We start from the raw sequence: 20,325 nt of genomic DNA, 5'->3' as shown, positions 1-20,325 counted from the left end.
AAAGGAGCTTTCCGTATGCACTTCAAAGCTCCCTGTAACACATAATATCAAGATATATTGGCAAGCACCTGTTGTAACTTTACAATTGACTTTCGGTGGATCTGGGAAATTCTTGATGTTGTTAACCCTAGAACTTGTCCAATTTCCGTAAAAGTTAACTCTTCTTTATAAAACAAACTGATTACCATTTGTTCATTTTCATTCAATTTCTTAATGCCTTGCTCCAGTTCTACATAACTTTCCTTCCGAACGATATTTTGTTCTGGAGTAGCCGTGGACTCATCTGGCACGGAATAACCGATACCTTCCCTTTGTTCTTTCCCATTATCTTTTGGTTTATCATCCATCGACAGCACATTCGCAAATAAGGAGTCCTTTATAATTTCTTCAACTTCCTTTTCTGGAATACCAAGTTCTTTTGCAATTTCCTCCGCACTTGGCTTCCGTTGTAATTGTTGCTCCAACTGATTGGATACTCGATCTAACTGTTTTGTTTTTTCCCGTACGGATCTTGGCAACCAATCTTCTTTTCTAAGACCATCAATTATGGCACCGCGAACACGAAAGGAAGCATACGTATCAAATTTGAGATCCCGTTTCGGATCAAATTTCGTCAGCGCGTCATATAAACCCACTAACCCCAAACTTTTAATATCATCCCTGCTCACACTGCTAGGCAAATGGACCCCGATTCGTTGCACGTGATAACTCACAATATAACTATACTTCTGTATCAGTTGATTCGCAGCATCACTATCCTGGTCTTTTATCCAGCTATCCCATAATTGCTCATCTTGAGGAGCTGTGGAATTGGACATGAAAAAATCCTCCTCACCTAATTACGAACATTTATCTAACTCGCTTTTCGTATTATAGTTCCGTTTCTCCCATATTAACCGTTCTGACTTTAAGTATTCCGGTATCAGGAAAAAATTCGATGGTTCTCCCGCTATTTCCTCCCACGTCCTCCGCTTGAATCGGAATACGATGAAGACTTAAGCGTTGTTTTACTGCTTCAATATTCCTAGAACCTACACGTAATAAGTCATTAGAAGTAGAGAATGAAAACATCTGTGCACCGCCAGCTATTTTGGCTTTAAGCGCATAAGTTCTAGCACCATCCTTGATCAAGCTCTCAACAAGCAAATCGATAGCTGTATCGGCATACTTTAGTACGTTTAAATCTTCTCGTTTCGATAGTTGAGAGTCTGGAAGCATAACATGTGACATCCCCGCCAGACGTTGCGAAAGGTCATATACAACTACCCCAACACAGGAACCTAATCCAGAAGTTCTCAATATCTCTGGCGCTCTCGTAATCTTTAAATCCGCAATACCAACCTTCACGACATTTCCTATAATATTCATTGATCTTCCACACCTAGTGATCGAAAAATTTTCCGGAAGGAGTCAGGATCCGGCAATAGAAAAAAGTGACCATTTAAACTGCTTTTCTCCCCCTCTTCGGAAATGGTCGTATCAATAATAATAGCGTAATCACTCTCAACAGAGAGCTCCATTAAACCTTCTGACAGAATAGCACCAGCCATATCCATGTTTAAGGAAGGTACAGAAGGTTGCATATTAATGTTCGTAAAGTCCGATAACGCAGATAAATAAGAGCCAGCAAGTATATTTCCTACTTCATGTAAGGCAGACAACCCAACTTCATCAATTGGGTATTGTTCGAAGGAAAACTCTTTCAGTCCGGTTACTTGACGAGCAAATTGTTCTGCTTCATTGGGATCGAGCACGAAATACATGCTACCTGGGGCTTCCCCTTGAATGCGAAGGAAGACAGAAACAATCAGCTTTTCTGGTCCCCCAACTAAATTCATCACTTCATCAAAACCTACAACTTTAACGGATGGTGTCGTCATGTCTACTTTCCGATTTAATAGTTTAGACAAAGAGGTTGCTGCATTTCCAGAACCGATGTTTCCTACTTCTTTTAAAATATCGAGTTGATAATGGGACAAATTTTCAAGAAAAGACATCTTTTTATCCTTCTATCGATTTTAATTGGTCAATCTCATCACTAGCTAATACTCTTTCCATATTGAGCAAGATTAAAAGACGGGAGTCAATTTTCGCTACCCCTTCAATATAATCCACATTAACAGTACCAATGACTTCTGGTGTTGGCTCAATCTGTTCGGTCGGAATATCAATGACGTCATATGCAGCATCTACGATAAGCCCAACTTCTAAATCATTCATGTACACAATGATTATTCTAGTGCTATCCGTAAATTCTGCTTCATCCATTCCGAACCGTTTGCGCAAATCAATAATAGGAGTAATGACTCCACGAAGGTTAATAACACCTTTTACAAATTCTTCGGTTTGAGGAACTCTTGTTATGTGTTCTATTCTCTCAATAGATCCTACTTGTTGTACCGGTATAGCATATTCTTCATTCTGTAATTGAAAAACGATGGCTTTAAATTCTTGTTGATTTTGTTCGCTCATTATTCTTCCTCCTCGTCCTTTTAAACATTATTTCACTAATGCATTACTATCGATAATCAAAGCAACTTGTCCATCTCCAAGAATGGTTGCTCCAGAGATAGCAAATACATCGGATAAATACTCGCCAAGTGACTTTAACACCACTTCTTGCTGACCAATAAAGCTATCTACAATCAAGCCAGCCATTTTTTCCCCTTTTCGAACGATAACAATGGAATAATAGTCATCTTGTTCAAGCTGGGTAGGAACTTGAAAAACATCCTTTAATGGAATCAATGGAACTACTTTTCCTCTAAAATCTATGACACTTTTCTTATGTGCTTGCATAATTTCATCTTTATGAACAACTACTGTTTCGATAATAGATGATAAAGGCAATGCATATTTTTCCTTTTGTACTTCGACTAAAAGAACAGAAATAATTGATAATGTTAAAGGTAATTGAATGGAGAATACAGAGCCCTTGTCGATTTCAGATTCGATCGAGATTGTACCCCCCAATGATTCAATCGTATTCTTTACTACATCGAGTCCAACTCCACGACCAGATACATCCGAAATGGTTTCTGCCGTAGAAAAACCACTTTCCATAATGAGCTGGTACACTTGTTGGTCTGTTAAAGAAGAAGCTTGATCTTCTTTAATTACGCCATTGGAGATCGCTTTATTAATTACTTTTTCTTTATTAATACCAGCACCATCATCTGAAATCTCGATAAAAACATGGTTTCCACTGTGATAAGCAAGTAAAGTGACATTTCCTTCAGCAGGTTTACCTTTTGCAACTCTGGCATCAGGTTTTTCCACCCCATGGTCTAACGAGTTACGAATCAAGTGAACGAGTGGATCTCCGATTTCATCGATAACGGTACGATCTAATTCCGTTTCAGCACCAACGATTTCTAGGTTGATTTGTTTTCCCAAATCTTTAGCAAGCTGACGAACCATTCTTGGGAAACGATTAAATACTTGATCGATCGGTACCATTCGCATATTTAAAATGATGTTTTGCAGGTCACCGGAAATTCGAGACATTCTTTCCACTGTCTCTTGAAGCTCTCCATGTTTCAAGTTTACAGAGATTTGCTCCAGGCGTCCTCGATCAATAACGAGCTCTTCAAATAGGTTCATTAACGCATCTAATCGGTCTATGTTAACACGAATCGTCTTATTTCCTAATTTAACGTTACCCGCTTCTTTGCTATTAGAAGCATTTTTAGCAGGAGCGTCTTTTGAAGCCTTGTTAGTTTCATCAGAAGCAAGGGCTTCTTTCTGTACTTGTTGATTCGAACTTACTTGTTCCATAGAGAATGGCTCAACTACTACTTCTTCAACTTCTGACACTTTTAATACTTTTTGTCGAAGAACTTCTGCTTCTGTCTTCGTAACTAAAAGGACAGAAAAGTTTTGTTCGAAGTTTTCTTCTTCTAAATCCTGAACAAGAGGATTCGATTTTATGACTTCGCCTTCTTGTTCCAAAATTTCAAACACCATATACACTCTTGCAGCCTTCAGCATACAATCTTCACGCAAACTTACTTTAATTTCTACGCTTTGGAATCCTTTTTCTTCCGATTCTTTCAGCACTGCTATCTCGAATTCATCTAAGGAAGAAGAAAGTCCAGAGTCCGTTTGAACAGAAGGAGTGGTAGTTACAGCTTGTGTAGAGGAAGCCTCAACTACTTGTTCTCCTGCTTCAATTGCTTGAAGCTTGGCAACAACACTCTCTACGTCGCGTTTCCCTTCACCACCAGATGCTATATCCACGACCATCTCTTCTAAGTGATCCACAGCCTCAAAAACAACGTCCAGCATTTCGGAATGGACTTGTAATTGGTTATTTCGAACAGCGTCCAAAACATTTTCTAATTTGTGAGTTAGGTTAGCAAGGTCTTGGTAACCCATTGTTGCAGACATTCCTTTTAGAGTATGAGCGGAACGAAAAATCTCATTAACCATGCTAATATCTGTCGGGTTTTTCTCTAATACTAAGAGATTATCATTTAATGCTTGAATATGTTCCTTACTTTCTTCTATAAAAACTTCGAGGTATTCATTCATGTCACTGGCTCCTCCTCATTACTTTCTCTATTTGTTGTACAAGGGAATGACTGATGGCATCCACATCTTCTACATGATCTACTAAATTGGTTTTAAAAGCCGCTTGTGGCATTCCATACACGACAGAGGTTCTTTCTGATTCTGCAATGGATATGGATGATGGATGTTTTTGCTTAATGAGTTTGAGACCTTTTGATCCATCTGCCCCCATTCCCGTCATAATAACGGAAATTACTTTACATACATTCTGTTCTGCTAAAGATTCAAATAAGGTATCAACCGATGGTCGATGTCCACTTCTAGGTTCGTCTTGATCTAAATGAGCTGCTAATGTAGAACCAATTTTTCTAACACGCAGATGGTAGCCACCAGGAGCTATGTAGGCTACTCCATTTTCTAGGCGTTCCCCATTCTGAGCTTCTTTCACTTGAATATCAGATAACGTGTTTAATCGTTCTGCCAATGACTTTGTGAAGCCAGGAGGCATATGTTGCACAACTACTATTGGTGCTGGAAAGTTCTTTGGTATTTGGGTAAGCACTTGTTGTAAAGCCCTCGGCCCCCCTGTAGATGTTCCAATTCCTACAATCACTTTGTCAAGTGTACCAACAGACTGTGGACGAATGGTGATTTCAGGTCTTTTCCTCAGCGTTTCTCTAGGCGCACTAGGTTTTACATTAGCATTTGCTGCAGCAAACACCTTCGACTGTATCTCTTTTTCAATTTTTTGAATATCTAATGAAATGGATCCAGATGGCTTTTCTATAAAATCAACGGCACCTAAGGAAATGGCTTGTAGTGTTTTTTCGGCACCTTTGGATGTTAAGCTAGATAACATCACGACAGGTATCGGGTGCTCACTCATCAGCCTTTTTAGTGTGGAAATCCCGTCCATGACAGGCATTTCCACATCAAGTGTAATGACATCTGGTTTTAAGCTCTGAACCTTCGCCAGTGCTTCCTCCCCATTTGGTGCTATCCCAACAACTCTCATTCGCGAATCTGCATTTAATATATTGGAAATCATCTTCCTCATAAAAGCAGAATCATCTACCACCAATACTTCAATGGTCTTCATTGACGTCTACCTCTCTTTGATGAACTTTCTTAATTTTGATAGGAAGAAGGATGGAACCTTTTTCTCTATGTTGATGTCTTGTCCCGTGTATTGATCTGCTATCTGTGTAATAGCCCTCGCCACCGATGACTTCTGGTCAAACAAGAGGAAAGGGACTTGACTAACAACAGCTTCACTTACTGTTCGGTCATCTGGGAGAATCCCTAAAGGATTGACTTGAACATTTAGAAATCGTTTAATGACATGCTGCAAACGATTCATCGTATTCAATCCATTTTTATGGTTAAGTGCTCGATTAACCAGTAACCGGATGTTCATATCCTTATTTTTTTGAGTTATATGTTTAATAATAGCATAGGCATCGGTTAAAGAGGTCGGTTCTGGTGTTGTGACAACAAAGCATTCATCAGCAGCAAGCATAAAGTACATACTTCCTTCTGTGACCCCAGCACCCATATCAAAAAGGATGTAGTCATAGCTATTAATCAGTTTCTTGAACTCTCCTAGAAAATACTGAAACTTTTCTTCATCCATCGAAAAGATATCGACCAATCCTGAACCCGCTGCAATATAGGATAGGTTATGAGGGCCTTGCTCTATAATGTCCTCAATGGACAAGTGTTCATCAAATAAATGAACAATGGAATACTTTGCAGAAACCCCTAACAAGATGTCGATGTTACCCATTCCTATATCTAAATCAAAAATAAGGACACTTTTTCCTTTCTGAGATAAAGCTAAAGAGAAATTCAAAGCAAAATTTGACTTACCGACTCCACCCTTACCACTGATAATGGCAATGGTTTTCGCTTGCTTTATGGAACGCAACTCATCGATACGCTTTCGTAACTCTGCAGCTTGATCGCTCATCTTATAAGTCACCAACTATCATTTCACAAATTTTTGAGACGGATAATTCCTCTATGTCATCAGGCACGTCCTGCCCATTCGTAAGATACGCTACTCCTAATCCATACGTCGTACAAAGATTTAGAATGGCTCCATATACGGAGGTTTCATCCTTTTTTGTAAAGATGAGTTGTTTGATTGGTATATTCATGAATTGACTTACTAGTTCATGTAAATCCTTCGTTCTCGTCGTCAGGGATAATACTAAATAGGTATCAAAATCTCTTTCTACGTCGAGAATTTCTTCTAGTTGGCTTATATAAGCAGGATCTCTAAAGTTCCGCCCTGCTGTGTCTACCAATACAAGATCATAATCGGAAAACTTTTTTCTGGCTTCTTGATAGTCTGCCAACGAATAAGCAATTTCTAACGGAACTTCTAAAATCTTGGAGTAGGTTCTTAGTTGATCAATGGCTGCAATACGATAAGTGTCCATCGTAATGAATGCAACCTTCTTCTTTTGATTTAACACTTGGTCCGCAGCAATCTTTGCGATAGTAGTCGTTTTACCAACACCAGTTGGTCCGACAAAGTGAATAAACTTTTGGTTCCCTTGCTGCTTCCCAAATGGCAACTTGGATAACTTATCATGGACGGCTTCGGAAACAAGCTGCTTCAAAGCATCTGGTCGGGATTCCACATAGTCCGTCATCACGGTGTCCATCAATTCTTTTGCCATTTCTTTCTGCACTTCTTGCTCAAGCAGATATTCATAATACGATTGAATGGCTTCAGGATAAACAGATGGTTGGGTTCCGTGTTTCGCCACCCAAGCTTTTAGTTCTTTAATTTCTTTCAAGACTAAATCATCCTGTTGATTTGGTTTTGAAACAGGTCTTGGAGCAGGTTCAGCAACCGGTGGTTCCTTTCTTTTTACTTCCTGAACAATAGAAGTCGGGGCAAGCTTCAGTTCTTCTTTCGATTTCTTTGGTGCAGGATCCAAAGCCGCTATTACTTCCACATTCCGTTTCTTAAAAAGTCCTAAAAAACCACCCTTTAGTACGACCTTTGAATTTAAAATAACCGCGTCGGCCCCTAAGTCTTTTCTTATTTGATTCATAACTTCAGGCATGGTTGGTGCAATAAATTTTTTTACCTTCATGCGACATTCACCACTCCTACACTTTGAACTTCTAAGTTAGGCTCTAACTCGTTATAAGACAAGACAACGACGTGCGGTAAAAAGCGATCTAATAATTGCTTCACATACATTCGAATAGCTGGAGAACATAACACAATCGGTGTTTCTTGTTGTAACGATAGTTGTTCCACACTTTCGGAAACGGATTTCATAATCATCTGTTGAGTATCTGGGTCTAAGGATAAATAACTTCCATGCTCAGTTTGCTGAATGTGATCGGCAAATAATTTTTCGACACCTGCTGAGATTGTAACAACTTTTAAAGAAGAATCGTTTGATACATATTGTTTCGTAATTTGCGCAGATAATGCCTGTCTCGCATACTCGGCTAACAAATCGGCATCATTGGTCATTTTTCCAAAATCGGCTAACGTTTCGAAAATCACTGGTAAATTTCGAATTGAGATATTCTCTCTTAGTAACTTAGCTAGTACCTTTTGAACATCTCCGATCGATAATGGGTCTGGAGTAACCTCTTCGACCAGGATTGGATACGTCTCTTTCAAGTGATCAATTAGTTGTTTCGTTTCTTGTCTTCCTAATAGCATGTGCGAATATCGTTTAATTACTTCTGTAATATGAGTAGAAACGACGGAAGGTGGATCTACAACGGTGTATCCAGATAACTCCGCTTCATCTTTTAATTCTTCGGTTATCCATTTTGCAGGTAAACCAAATGCTGGTTCTACCGTGTCGATTCCATCCAGAAGATCATCTTCCGAGCCAGGGCTCATTGCTAAGAAATGATCTAGCAATAATTCCCCTTGTGCCACTTCGTTCCCTTTAATTTTCAAGCGATACTCATTCGGATTCAATTGGATGTTATCTCTTATTCTTACGACTGGAATAACAATTCCTAGTTCTATAGCTAATTGGCGACGAATCATGACAATTCGATCTAGTAAGTCTCCCCCTTGATTGGTGTCAGCTAGCGGAATTAAGGCATAGCCGAACTCAAATTCAATGGGATCCATACTTAACAATCCAACCACATTCTCGGAAGATTTCATCTGTTCACTTGCTTCTTCCTCTTCCTCTAATTCTGTCGGCAAATCCGGTGCTTCTGGAACTCTCGATAACCAATAGCCTCCGAACGCTAACACGGCTGCTATGGAAGCTGTTAGGAAGAAGTTAATCGGTGTAAGACCAAGTAAGAAAATCGTCCCCGCTGCAATATATAACAGCTTCGGAAACTGGAAAAGCTGTTTCGTAATGTCTGTGCCTAAGTTTCCTTCGGTCGTTACACGTGTTACGACAATACCTGTAGCAGTGGAAATCAGTAAGGCTGGAATCTGACTCACCAAGCCATCCCCTACCGTAAGCTGCATATACGTCGTAATGGCTTCTTGGAATCCCATATCCATTTGAACCATTCCGATAATTAACCCAAAAATAATATTAATAAGAACGATAATAATACCAGCAATTGCATCCCCTTTTACGAACTTACTCGCACCATCCATGGCCCCGTAAAAGTCGGCTTCTTGTTCAATTTTTTCTCTTCGTTCCTTTGCTTGATGCTCGGAAATCATACCAGCGTTCAAGTCAGCATCAATACTCATTTGTTTTCCTGGCATTGCGTCGAGGGTAAATCGTGCCGCAACTTCTGAAACCCTTTCCGAACCCTTTGTGATAACTAAGAACTGAATGATGATTAAGATTAAGAATACAACAAAACCTACTAACGGATTATCACCTATTACAAATGTTCCAAACGTCTCTACTACTCCACCTGCATCTGCTTCCGAAAGAATGGATCTCGTTGTCGATACATTCAATCCAAGTCTAAACAAAGTAAGCAAAAGCAATAGGGAAGGAAAAATAGATAATTCCAAAGCACTGCTCGTATTCATAGAAACGAGAATAACGAGTAATGCCAGCGATATGTTGATTAAAATTAAGAAACTAAGAATCCATCCAGGTAATGGTACAACGAGCATGGCAACGATTAAAATAACCGCTAATAGAACAGACATATCACGTAGCTTCAATCCTTATTTCCTCCTAACTTTTGTTTGCTTTTTGTTCGATGCTATATACATAGGCTAAAATTTCGGCAACCTGTTGGAAGAAGTCTTCTCCAATCGCTTGTCCGATTTCGACCTGTGCATATAATGCTCTTGCTAGAGGTCGATTCTCTACCAACATGACATCATTTGCTTTGGCAACCTCTCGGATTCGAAAGGCTACGAAATCGACACCTTTAGCAACAACATAAGGGGCATCTGCTTTCGTTTCATCGTACTTAATGGCTATTGCATAGTGAGTCGGGTTCGTAATGACCACATCTGCTTGAGGTATTTCACTCATCATCCTCCGCATCGCCATTTGTCTTTGTTTTTCTTTTATTTTCGACTTAATTAGTGGATTTCCTTCAATATTTTTATATTCATCTTTAATGTCATTTTTTGACATCCGAAGATTTTTTTCATGGTCAAATTTCTGATAAGCATAATCGAATACAGCTAATATGAGTAAAGCAACCGAGGCTGCAAGCCCCATTTGTATCGTAATGTTTCCGAAAAAGGCCAATGCGGACTGTACGTCCTTATGAGATAAAAGCATCATTTCTTCTTTGTTCATCCAAAGGATGGCGAAGGTTACGCATCCTACAACTGCAATTTTTAGAATAGACTTTACAAGCTCCACTAAAGCGCGAACAGAAAAAATTCGTTTTGCCCCTTGAATCGGATCAAGCTTGTTTAGCTTTGCTTTAAGTGGTTCCGTCGTATAAAGAAAACCGACTTGAGCAAGGTTTGAAGCTACCCCCACGATAAGGGCAATCCCCATAATAGGAGCAAGCGCCTTACTGATTTCAATTGTAGATTCTAAGAAAATATGTTCAACCGTTTTTTCTGTTACATCTAACAACACATATTCCGAAAAGGAGGTCCGAAAGAACGCCAACATGATGTCTTTCATAAAGCCACCAGTAACGACAAACGTTAGGAAAATAAAGAATAAAAGAATCGCTGTACTTACTTCCTGACTTTTGGCAACTTGCCCTTTCTTTCTAGCATCCTGCCGCTTTTTTGGAGTTGCTTTTTCTGTCTTCTCTCCAGCAAAAAACTGTAAATCTAACCGAAGCTCCATCTAAGCACCTCCAAAGAGTAGCATTAATCCTCGCATTGATTCCGTCGCGTATTCAAATAAACTACGAACGAGCGTAAAATAAATACCCATCGAAACAACAAGTAAAAAGAAACTCACAAAAATCTTTAACGGCAACCCGACTACAAACACATTAAGTTGTGGAACCGTACGGGCTACAATTCCGAGTGCTACGTCAACCAAGAATAAACATCCTACAATCGGCATCGCCATTTGAAAAGCAATGATGAACAGCTTGCTTAATGTCCGCATCGCAAACTCTGCAATTCCTTGGTCCCCAAATGCTATCATCGCATCAATCGGCACGGTTTGGTAGCTGTAAAATATCCCATCAATTAATAAGTGATGCCCATTCACTGCTAACAAAAATAACATGGCAATGGTATAGAAATATTGCCCAGTTAATGGACTTTGTGCACCGGTTTGTGGATCCATGACGTTGGCTATGGCAAATCCCATTTGGAAGTCAATTAATCCTCCTGCGATTTGTATGGCAGCCATAATCATGTAAGCGACAAGACCAATTAATAACCCAACGAGAGCTTCTTTTACTACGAGTAGAATAAACGTCATATTGAACGCTATCTCTGGTATTGGAATGGTATAAAACATAATCCATGATAAAAAAAGACTAAAACCTACTTTAAAAGATGTAGGAACGTTCCGATAAGAGAATATAGGAACTGTTACAAAAAATGCTGTGACACGCATAAAGACGAGTAAAAATCCAGGAAACTTTGTAAAATCAATTAACTCTAACATTCTTTATCCTACGAACTTGTTTAGATTTTCGAATAGATTTGCTGTAAACTCCACCATTTTCGTGAGCATCCATGGGCCAAAAAAAACTAACCCAACTAGAACAGCAACAATCTTAGGAATAAAAGCTAGGGTTTGTTCCTGGATTTGTGTAGTGGCTTGAAAAATACTAACGATAAGTCCTACGACCAAAGCTAAAATAAGAACAGGGGCTGTAATGACTAGTACTGTATAAATACCTTGTTCCGCTAAAGAAATAACAAATTCTCCGCTCACGGCAATCCCCTTTCACCAATTAGAATCCTTGCAATAAAGAATGTGTGATTAAATACCAGCCATCTACTAATATGAATAATAAAATCTTAAACGGTAATGAAATCATAACTGGCGGTAACATCATCATCCCCATGGACATAAGAACACTAGCCACTGCCATATCAATAACGAGAAATGGAATAAAAATCATAAACCCCATTTGGAATGCTGTTTTCAGCTCACTAATAGCAAATGCCGGCACAAGCGTAGTCATCGGAATTTCCTGAATGGTTTCCGGCCTTTCCATCTGCGCATAATTCATAAACAAAGCTAAATCCTTTTGCCTTGTATGTTTGGCCATGAACTCCTTTAACGGGATGCTTGCCTCATCATAGGCTTCATCCAAAGAGATTTCCTCATTAAATAAAGGAGTTAAAGCTTTGTCATTAATTTCATGAAATGTCGGCGCCATGATGAAAAAGGTTAGAAATAAAGCAATCCCTATTAACACTTGGTTAGGTGGCATTTGTTGGGTTGCCAAAGACGTTCTTACAAATGATAAGACGATAATAATACGTGTAAAAGAAGTCATCAATATTAAAATACTGGGTGCTAATGAAAAAACCGTCAATAATAGCAGAAGCTTAACAGATGTCGACACGTCGGTTGGATCGGAGCCAGAAAAAATATCAATAAATTCATTCATGATTGTCTTCGCCCCTATTTTTTCGTCGGTCCATCAACTGGTTTCGAATCGATTTAACTTTGGAAAGCTCACTTTGAAAAGCTTGTTGAAATTCTTGTTTTTTTGGTGAATCTTGAGCTGGATTTCCAGTTTTGTTTTTTGTTTTGTTTAACAGTGAAGTAATCAAGTTGCTCGGATTAAACTCTGGCAACTCTTCTTTCGTTTTCAGTTCTTGAAGAGTTGCTTCGTCTGTTATTTCCGTGAGCAATTCAATATTATCTCCTACACCCACTACAAAAACCTTATCTCCGATACGAACGATTTGCATCGATTTATTCGCCCCAAGAGATAGACCGCCTAAGTTTTCCAGTGTACGAACTCGTTGAAACATCTTATTTCGTTTGTTAACAAACTTTAAAAGAAAATATATGAGTGCCAGAATAAATCCTAAAGCTAAAATTAACTTTATAAAATTTAGGAAAAGACTCGGTCCTTCCTGACTGGATTCTTCTTCGATTTTTGTTACGGAATCTTGATCTTGTTGTTGGTCCTCTTGATTTTCTTCTTCAGGCTTCTCTTGGTCCGTTTCACAGTTTTTTGGGTTTTCCAAGCATTCCGTTACACTTGGTGCAGCTTCCACTTGGACAAAAGACGTTATTGAAACGAACAAGAGAAAGAACAAGATGATTTTTTTCAACATACGCTCACCGCTTTTTCTATTAGTCCAATGCTTTAGAAATAGCTTCAAGTACACGATCAGCCTGGAATGGCTTAACGATAAAGTCTTTAGCACCGGCTTGAATAGCATCAATAACCATCGCTTGCTGTCCCATAGCAGAGCACATGATAACTTTTGCTTCTCCACTAAGCTGTTTAATTTCTTTTAACGCTGTAATACCATCCATCTCGGGCATGGTAATGTCCATAGTCACTAAATCTGGAGATAGTTCTTTGAATTTTTCTACTGCTTGTGCTCCGTTTTCTGCTTCTCCTACTACTTCAAAGCCATTTTTACTTAAAATATCCTTAATCATCATTCTCATAAATGCAGCGTCGTCTACGATTAATATTTTTTTACCCAACCTAATCTCCCCTAACTTCTGTAGTGTTTAGTTTATTTAAGATTCTGTAGTCTATCGGATTGGCTGACAATGTCTGTTACGCGAACCCCGAAGTTCTCTTCTATAACCACAACTTCTCCTTTAGCAATGAGTTTATCATTGACAAGGATATCGACGGGTTCACCAGCTAATTTATCTAATTCGATAATAGAGCCTGTTGATAATTCTAAAATATCTTTTACGGAACGCTTCGTTCTACCAAGCTCAACTTTTACGTTAAGCCCAATATCTAACAACATATCAAGGTTTCTTTGTTCTTTAGCAGGTAGTTCTACTTGATCAAAGGAAGAGAACTCTGCTGCTTGTACATTTGTATTTTCCATACTATGACCACCAATATGCTTCGGCTCTTGCTGAGTCTGATAACTTGCTTGTGCTGCAGCAGGAGACGGAGAGTTTTGATAAGCCTGAACCTGTTCTTTTGGAGACTCAGGTACAGCCTCTTTTGCTTCTGTTGATTCTTGAGGTGGATTCATCAGTTGATCAACTAATTCTTTCGCAAAGGAAACAGGTAGCAACTGCATGATGCTGGAATCAATTAATGTACCAATCTTTAATTGGAAGGAAACCTTGACAAAAATCTCTTCCTGATGAAGGTTCTTTGCTCCTTCGCTTTCTTCTCCATCTAAAATCGCAATGGATGGTGGAGAGATATCTACTTTCTTCGTAAATACGGTCGACATACTTGTCGCAGCTGTTCCCATCATTTGATTCATTGCTTCTTGAACAGCACTTAAGTGGATATCACTTAATTCTTCAGATGGAGCTGTTCCATCCCCTCCGAGCATTAAATCCGCAATGATCGCTGCATCACTCGACTTAATGACAAATACGTTAACCCCTTTGAATCCTTCCGTGTACGTAACTTCCACGCCAACATGTGGTTGCGGAAATTCATTAATTAGGTTGTCTTTCGTAATCATGGAGGTTTCTGGTGTTGTAATTTCTACTTTTTGGTTAAGGAGTGTCGATAATGTCGTTGCTGATGTCCCAAACGAAATATTACCAACTTCTCCTAATGCATCCTGTTCCATCGTCGAAAGATAATCATCAATAGGAGGGTTTTCCGAAGAAGGTTTCTTTTCTTCTGATTCATCTCCTGAACCATTTAAAAGGGCATCAATTTCATCTTGAGACAGCATTCCATCATTCGTCATCTTCCGTCCCTCCTTTTATTTCATCAATAATTTGCACCGCTAGCTTACTTTTCTTCTTACCTGGTTGTACCCGGAACTTAGGCTCCGAACCTACGTGCAGGGCAAGCGGCTCGTCAATAGATTGGTTAAGTGAAATGACATCGTTAAGACGAAGATGTAACAGATCGTTCATAGAGATATTCGTCTCACCCAGCAATACTTTCACATCCACCGCAGTCTTTTCAATGGATTTCGTTAAGTTTTTATATTCCTCTGGTTTACTATGGGAAGTACTCTTCGTTTGCATCCAATAGTGCACCGATAATCGAGGAATAATCGGTTCGAGCACAACGTGAGGAATACAAATGTTAATCATTCCTGAGCTTTCCCCAATCGTTGTATTAAGTGAAACAACAACTACGGTTTCATTCGGAGAAACGAGTTGTAGAAATTGAGGATTCACTTCAAATTCCTCAAGCACTGGTGTTATCTCTGTTAATGAGCTCCAGGCTTCTTCTAAGTTTTCCATCGCTCGTTCAAACAAAGATGTCATTAATGTTGTTTCAATTTCGGTTAAGTTTTCCACTTTGTTGACACTGCTACCTTTTCCACCAAGTAATCGATCCATCATAGCATATGCAATGTTCGGGTTATACTCAATAACAATTCGCCCTTCCAATGGTGCCACACTATAAATGTTAAGAATAGTCATTTTCGGTACGGATCTAACAAATTCTTCATATGGTATTTGGTCGACAGATGCAACAGAAATGTTGACATACGTTCTTAACTGTGCAGAAAAAAACGTCGTTAGCAACCGAGCAAAGTTTTCATGAATTCTCGACAAACTCCTGATTTGGTCTTTCGAAAACCTTAAAGCTCTCTTAAAATCATATACTCTTACTTTTCGATCTTTTTCTTCTTGCTTTAGCTTATTCGCATCCATTTCTCCCGTAGATAAAGCAGATAGTAATGCGTCTATTTCATTCTGTGATAGAATATCCTCCGCCAATGTTTCTCACCCCCATTAGGAGTACTATTGTTATTGTAGAACTTTACTAATTGTATATACGTCTACAATTTTTCCTTCTTCCATTACTTTGTTTAATTCTACAACCATTTTTTCTTCTATTTTGGCAAGATCGTTTTGAATTTCATCGGCTGACATTGGCGATAGTTGTTTAATCATGATGTTTTTCATTTGAAAGCTGCGCTTTTCAATTTCTTCTTTGGCCTCTTTGCTGTCACCAACTACTTGATACTGGATCTTAAGATAGCTTCCATCCGAAAGGTCTGTCGTCACTTCTGGCGCTTCAAAAGAATACTCCAGCAATTCATCTGCCGTTAGTTCTTTTACTTTTTCCTCTTCTTTTTCACCAGTAAGGTTTAGAACAACAACAACTGCAACTGCTCCAACGATTGTAAGCACGACTAATATAGAGATTAAAATGGTTATAAATTTACGATTCATCTTCGTCACCTACTTTAGTAATAACACCTGTCAATCCAATCTTGTTATAAAACGACTGAACCAAATCAACCACTTCTTGTTGAGATTCACGAACGACTAACTTCTTATTGGAAGTGAGTGTAATCGTCGTATCCGGAAAAGATTGAATTTGTTCAATATATAAAGCATTTAAGGTGAAGGAATCACCATTTAATCGTGTCAACTTAATCATAAATGGAGGGAGCTAGGTCGGACCTAGCTCCTCAACCCCCCTCTTGTTCATCTATAGGTTATGCACTACGCTTATCGCTTAAGATTTACAAGCTCTTGTAGTATTTCATCAGATGTTGTGATAATACGTGTATTTGCTTGGAAACCACGTTGTGCCGTAATCATTTCCGTAAATTCTTCTGCTAAGTCTACGTTAGACATTTCGAGTGCACCAGCTACAATAGAAGCAGATCCATCTTGTTCTGGAATTACTAGATCTTCTAAACCATTAAACACTCCATCCGCTGTATTTACTCCAGCATTACCGGTTAATTGGTAAGAGTTACTTCCAGCTTTCTCTAAACCGCCTGGGTTTGAGAATTTCGCTAGTCGAATTTGACCAGCTTCTTGTACGTTGCCGTTCTCATCTACATACGTTACTTTACCATCACCTTGCACACTAAAACTAGAAGCAGTTTCTGGAATATTAATTGGTCTTAAGAAATCCGTTGGTGTTCCAGCAACATCTTCAGTTACTGCTCCCAGTAGATACTTACCATTTGGATCCACAATAAATCCATCATTATCCAGATAGTAGTTACCAGCACGGGTAAATGTAATAGTCGAAGCTTGCATATCAACATTATTGACATCGTTTAAGTTTGTACCTAGAACAAACATCCCGTCTCCTTCAAGCGCAAAATCCAACATACGATTTGTAGTTTGTCTGTTCCCTTGTGTATGAATATTATCGATCGATCCAACTTGTGTACCAAGCCCAACTTGAGCTGGGTTAATCCCTCCACGAAGGCCACCACCAACAGGCGCTTCAGCACCAGATAGTGTTTGGCTCATCATATCCTGAAAGGTTACTCGACCTTTTTTGAAGCCTGATGTATTTACGTTGGCGATGTTGTTCCCGATAACGTCTAATTTAGTTTGAAACCCTTTCATACCAGAAATTCCTGCATACATTGAACGTAACATGTAATAATTTCTTCCCTTCAGATTTTAGTCATAGCTGCTTCGGTCATTCCACAGCTAATTGGCTTCCCTTAAAGGGTCCAGCCGTTTACATTAATATGGCACCATTGATATTCGTAAAAATTTTGCTTTCCACTTCCGACCGATCCATCGCGGTCACAACAGTGTGATTTTTTGTACTTACTAAAAGCGCCGCGTCATTCGTGATTACTAATGACTCTGTAATCCCTTTTTGCTTTGCTTCACTAACCTTCTCGGATATTTTTTGCCACTGGCTAGGATCAATTGTTATATTTCTTTGTTGTAGACGTTCTTGTGCGTGTTTACTAACTTTTAAACCTTGTGCCTCTTGCAATACATCTTTGAATGCTGTTGTTGTCTGACCGGTTGGAACCACGGGTGACTTTTTCGTAAGTCTCGGAAGTTGAAGTGCTTGGGTTTGCAATTGCTGAATACGCTGATCCATGCACATTACCTTCCTTCTACTTATTCGGTTGTCTCATCCACCTGGCTAACCTTCGTGACACTTAGTACATCTATCTTGGTACCATCCGCTAACTCTAGCCATGTTTTGCCTTGGCTTTGAAGTACAGATTTTACCGTATCCGTTTTTGTTTCCGTTACTTGGCCTGTTTCATCATCTATTACATCATAAGATACTTCTTTTCCAATTAAATTACTAAACTGAATTACTGTTGCGATAGATTGATTGCTTGCCAAATTTGTAACGACAGAAGATATATTCATCATTTGTTCTAGTGATGAAAAAGTGGCCATTTGTGAAATGAACTCTTTGTCCTGCATCGGGTTCATAGGATCTTGGTTTTGTAATTGAGCCATTAAGATTCTTAAGAACTCATCTTTTCCAAGTGCAGATCCGGTTGAGCCTCGAGACTGGTTAGTTAAATAGAAACTTGGATCAATTTTGGTCAATCGACTCACCTACACTTTCTCATTCATCAAAATGTCATAAAAGCTTGTTTCTGATTCTTCATCATCCTTGGTACGATCATCTGTACTAAAAGAAGATTGCTGCTCTTCTGAAGACTGACGGTCTTTTTGAAGGCTTTGTCTCGGTTCTTCGTTACTTTGCTGATTTAACAATGTGCCATCCTGTTTTTCAACCACTACTTGCTGTGGAGAAAACATATGCTTCAATTGCTGCATGTTGCTTTCCAGCATATCCTTCGCTGCTTGTGACTGTACAATGATTTTCACCGTCATTTCACCGTTCAGCTGAGTCATCTTAATCATCATATCTCCGAGATGCTCCGGACGAAGTTTTAAGAACAATTGGGAGTTCCCATTATTCGTTAAGAACTTACTAGATTGAAGTATTTTCTGTATTTCATTAAGCAATTTATTTTCTGCCGGTTGTTCGGTATTACCTTGACTAACATGAATCGTGTACTGCTCCACGGCGCTCATTGGCATGGTGGATAGTGTTGCTCCAACAGGAGTTTGGATGTTAGTCGCTTCAACACCAGTACTTGTTGTAGCAGTCATCAATTGTTTAGCCCATTTTCCAACATCACTACTCGTTACTTGTGCACTATGCTGATATTTTTGCTGACCTTGCATTGCTTCACGCTTCTGGTATGCGTCTAGGAGTTTACTCCAAACCGTTTGCTCCTTAGATGCTGCTTGACCATTTTCATTCGTCAATAAGCTTTGTCCCGATTGACCAGCCTGCTTTTCTATTGCTGTCCATTGTTCTAAAAGCTTTAACAGCTTCCCTTGCGTTTCTTTTGGAACATTGTCCTGATTAGCAACTTGTTGTAATAAACCCTTTACTTGATCAAAAATAGCAAGTAATTTAGCTGACGTTTCTGCGTTTAAAGGCATTGATTCCGCGTTTAAAACAGACGTTTGTTCAAGCTGCCCTAGAAACGCGACCAACATGTTCATTAGTTCTGGTTGTTGTTCTAGCAATGTCGTAAGCTGTTCCAGTGACTGTTGATCCTTCGAATCATTTTCGGTCGTTTGTAAGCCCGATTTTTCTAAAAAAGCTTTCACGACTTCCAACAGCTCTTCAGAAAGCCCCTCTAGTTTGCTTAATAACTTTTCAAGCTCTGTTTGATTCTCTGCCTTCAATGCTCCGTAAGCCGACTCCGTCACAACCGGTGTCTTTATCGCTTCTTTTGAAGCTTCAGGTGTTTCGGTAGCTTCTGATTCATTAGCCGGTGTTTGTTGGCTGGAAGTTTTACTACCTAGAACCTGAACAAAAGATACTTCGCTTTTCTTCGTTGCTGGATGACTTGGTGTCGTTTTTGCGGAAACGGACACAGGTGGTGTTACTGCAATACCACTACTCATTTTTTCACCTCCTTTCAAGTCTTTTAGAATGGATTACTCGTCTGCTAATAATGCTGTAGTAAAGGTCGCAGCCTGCTCCGGTTCCATCGCTCCCAAGATTAATCCTCTTTCTTCACTTGGGACATTTTTCAGAACCCTTATTGCTGTTGCTACTTCTAGGTTAGATATAATGGGAGCAGCTTCTTCTGGATCCATTCCCTCAAAAGAGGCAGAAACATCTTCGAGAATGTTTTGCTGTACTTCCTCATTCGTGTTGTTTTGTTCTTCTAGCTGACTCGAAAGCTTCGCTAGTTCCTGAGTCAATTCGTCAATTTCTCGTTCTTTTTCTGTTAGATTGGACTTTAATGTTTCAATCTCTTCATCTTTATTTGCAACAGCCGCTTCTACTTGCTCCTTATTATCCTCTACACGCTTTTTAGCAGTAGCTTGCTTCACTTCCTCTTCTGTTTCAATGACAGAGGAAATGCCTGGAATATGGTTGGCAACATTTTTGGCATGGTCCAGTACATTTACGCCTGCGACCGTTAGAATAATACCGGTTAGCGTCACCGCAAATACAAGAGGAATAATGATAATAAAGAGCCATTGGAGAAAACCAGCTTTTTCTTTCTCTTGCTTTTCTATTTTTGCCATATGA

The 20,325-nt window shown here is 39.2% G+C and carries 24 protein-coding genes; all 24 read right to left on the bottom strand.

Annotated features, from left to right (window positions below; genetic code table 11):
* Positions 1–47: 47 nt before the first annotated feature.
* Positions 48–818, bottom strand: a complete 771-nt coding sequence (locus tag KO561_RS08990) for a FliA/WhiG family RNA polymerase sigma factor (protein ID WP_231096765.1) — start codon at positions 816–818, stop codon at positions 48–50.
* Between the two features lie 52 nt (positions 819–870).
* Positions 871–1,368 (bottom strand): chemotaxis protein CheD, encoded by a 498-nt coding sequence (locus KO561_RS08985; RefSeq protein WP_231096764.1) that lies wholly within the window; start codon positions 1,366–1,368, stop codon positions 871–873.
* Entirely contained in the window at positions 1,365–1,997 is a 633-nt protein-coding gene (locus KO561_RS08980; RefSeq protein WP_231096763.1) for a chemotaxis protein CheC, read from the bottom strand. The genes KO561_RS08985 and KO561_RS08980 overlap by 4 nt, the downstream gene beginning before the upstream one ends.
* Positions 1,998–2,001: 4 nt before the next feature.
* Complete coding sequence (locus KO561_RS08975) at positions 2,002–2,472, bottom strand: chemotaxis protein CheW (RefSeq protein ID WP_231096762.1); 471 nt, start codon at positions 2,470–2,472, stop codon at positions 2,002–2,004.
* Positions 2,473–2,499: 27 nt separating this feature from the next.
* A complete protein-coding gene (locus KO561_RS08970; protein WP_231096761.1) occupies positions 2,500–4,533 on the bottom strand; it encodes a chemotaxis protein CheA in 2,034 nt (677 codons plus the stop codon).
* Between the two features lies 1 nt (position 4,534).
* A complete protein-coding gene (locus tag KO561_RS08965) occupies positions 4,535–5,611 on the bottom strand; it encodes a protein-glutamate methylesterase/protein-glutamine glutaminase (RefSeq protein ID WP_231096760.1) in 1,077 nt (358 codons plus the stop codon).
* A 6-nt stretch (positions 5,612–5,617) separates the two neighbouring features.
* Positions 5,618–6,481: a MinD/ParA family protein gene (locus tag KO561_RS08960; protein WP_231096759.1), complete on the bottom strand. Its 864-nt coding sequence runs from the start codon at positions 6,479–6,481 to the stop codon at positions 5,618–5,620.
* Between the two features lies 1 nt (position 6,482).
* On the bottom strand, positions 6,483–7,622 hold the full coding sequence (flhF, locus tag KO561_RS08955; protein ID WP_231096758.1) for a flagellar biosynthesis GTPase FlhF: 1,140 nt from the start codon (positions 7,620–7,622) through the stop codon (positions 6,483–6,485).
* Positions 7,619–9,652, bottom strand: coding sequence for a flagellar biosynthesis protein FlhA (gene flhA / locus KO561_RS08950; RefSeq protein WP_231096757.1), 2,034 nt, complete (start codon positions 9,650–9,652; stop codon positions 7,619–7,621). The genes flhF and flhA overlap by 4 nt, the downstream gene beginning before the upstream one ends.
* Positions 9,653–9,665: 13 nt before the next feature.
* Positions 9,666–10,754: a flagellar biosynthesis protein FlhB gene (gene flhB, locus KO561_RS08945; protein WP_231096756.1), complete on the bottom strand. Its 1,089-nt coding sequence runs from the start codon at positions 10,752–10,754 to the stop codon at positions 9,666–9,668.
* The gene (fliR, locus tag KO561_RS08940) at positions 10,755–11,534 is read right to left on the bottom strand and encodes a flagellar biosynthetic protein FliR (protein WP_231096755.1); all 780 of its coding nucleotides are present in this window, start codon (positions 11,532–11,534) and stop codon (positions 10,755–10,757) included.
* A gap of 3 nt (positions 11,535–11,537) precedes the next feature.
* Positions 11,538–11,807: a flagellar biosynthesis protein FliQ gene (gene fliQ, locus KO561_RS08935; protein ID WP_231096754.1), complete on the bottom strand. Its 270-nt coding sequence runs from the start codon at positions 11,805–11,807 to the stop codon at positions 11,538–11,540.
* A gap of 19 nt (positions 11,808–11,826) precedes the next feature.
* The gene (fliP, locus tag KO561_RS08930; RefSeq protein WP_231096753.1) at positions 11,827–12,492 is read right to left on the bottom strand and encodes a flagellar type III secretion system pore protein FliP; all 666 of its coding nucleotides are present in this window, start codon (positions 12,490–12,492) and stop codon (positions 11,827–11,829) included.
* Entirely contained in the window at positions 12,485–13,171 is a 687-nt protein-coding gene (gene fliO / locus KO561_RS08925) for a flagellar biosynthetic protein FliO (RefSeq protein ID WP_231096752.1), read from the bottom strand. The genes fliP and fliO overlap by 8 nt, the downstream gene beginning before the upstream one ends.
* Before the next feature lie 19 nt (positions 13,172–13,190).
* The gene (locus KO561_RS08920; RefSeq protein WP_231096751.1) at positions 13,191–13,553 is read right to left on the bottom strand and encodes a chemotaxis protein CheY; all 363 of its coding nucleotides are present in this window, start codon (positions 13,551–13,553) and stop codon (positions 13,191–13,193) included.
* Between the two features lie 32 nt (positions 13,554–13,585).
* Positions 13,586–14,749 (bottom strand): flagellar motor switch phosphatase FliY, encoded by a 1,164-nt coding sequence (fliY, locus tag KO561_RS08915; RefSeq protein ID WP_231096750.1) that lies wholly within the window; start codon positions 14,747–14,749, stop codon positions 13,586–13,588.
* Positions 14,739–15,740, bottom strand: a complete 1,002-nt coding sequence (gene fliM / locus KO561_RS08910) for a flagellar motor switch protein FliM (protein ID WP_231096749.1) — start codon at positions 15,738–15,740, stop codon at positions 14,739–14,741. The genes fliY and fliM overlap by 11 nt, the downstream gene beginning before the upstream one ends.
* 30 nt (positions 15,741–15,770) lie before the next feature.
* The gene (locus KO561_RS08905) at positions 15,771–16,199 is read right to left on the bottom strand and encodes a flagellar basal body-associated FliL family protein (protein WP_231096748.1); all 429 of its coding nucleotides are present in this window, start codon (positions 16,197–16,199) and stop codon (positions 15,771–15,773) included.
* Positions 16,189–16,410, bottom strand: a complete 222-nt coding sequence (locus tag KO561_RS08900; RefSeq protein ID WP_231096747.1) for a flagellar FlbD family protein — start codon at positions 16,408–16,410, stop codon at positions 16,189–16,191. The genes KO561_RS08905 and KO561_RS08900 overlap by 11 nt, the downstream gene beginning before the upstream one ends.
* Before the next feature lie 71 nt (positions 16,411–16,481).
* The gene (flgG, locus tag KO561_RS08895) at positions 16,482–17,375 is read right to left on the bottom strand and encodes a flagellar basal body rod protein FlgG (RefSeq protein WP_231096746.1); all 894 of its coding nucleotides are present in this window, start codon (positions 17,373–17,375) and stop codon (positions 16,482–16,484) included.
* 85 nt (positions 17,376–17,460) lie between these two features.
* Positions 17,461–17,838, bottom strand: a complete 378-nt coding sequence (locus KO561_RS08890) for a TIGR02530 family flagellar biosynthesis protein (protein ID WP_231096745.1) — start codon at positions 17,836–17,838, stop codon at positions 17,461–17,463.
* Positions 17,839–17,858: 20 nt separating this feature from the next.
* Entirely contained in the window at positions 17,859–18,314 is a 456-nt protein-coding gene (gene flgD / locus KO561_RS08885; protein ID WP_331000847.1) for a flagellar hook assembly protein FlgD, read from the bottom strand.
* Positions 18,315–19,688 (bottom strand): flagellar hook-length control protein FliK, encoded by a 1,374-nt coding sequence (locus tag KO561_RS08880; protein WP_231096743.1) that lies wholly within the window; start codon positions 19,686–19,688, stop codon positions 18,315–18,317.
* Positions 19,689–19,721: 33 nt separating this feature from the next.
* On the bottom strand, positions 19,722–20,321 hold the full coding sequence (locus tag KO561_RS08875; RefSeq protein ID WP_231096742.1) for a MotE family protein: 600 nt from the start codon (positions 20,319–20,321) through the stop codon (positions 19,722–19,724).
* Positions 20,322–20,325: the final 4 nt, after the last annotated feature.

Source organism: Radiobacillus kanasensis, assembly GCF_021049245.1.
Classification (GTDB): domain Bacteria; phylum Bacillota; class Bacilli; order Bacillales; family Amphibacillaceae; genus Radiobacillus; species Radiobacillus kanasensis.
Note: the sequence above shows the minus strand (reverse complement) of the source record. Positions and strands in the feature narration are given on the sequence as shown.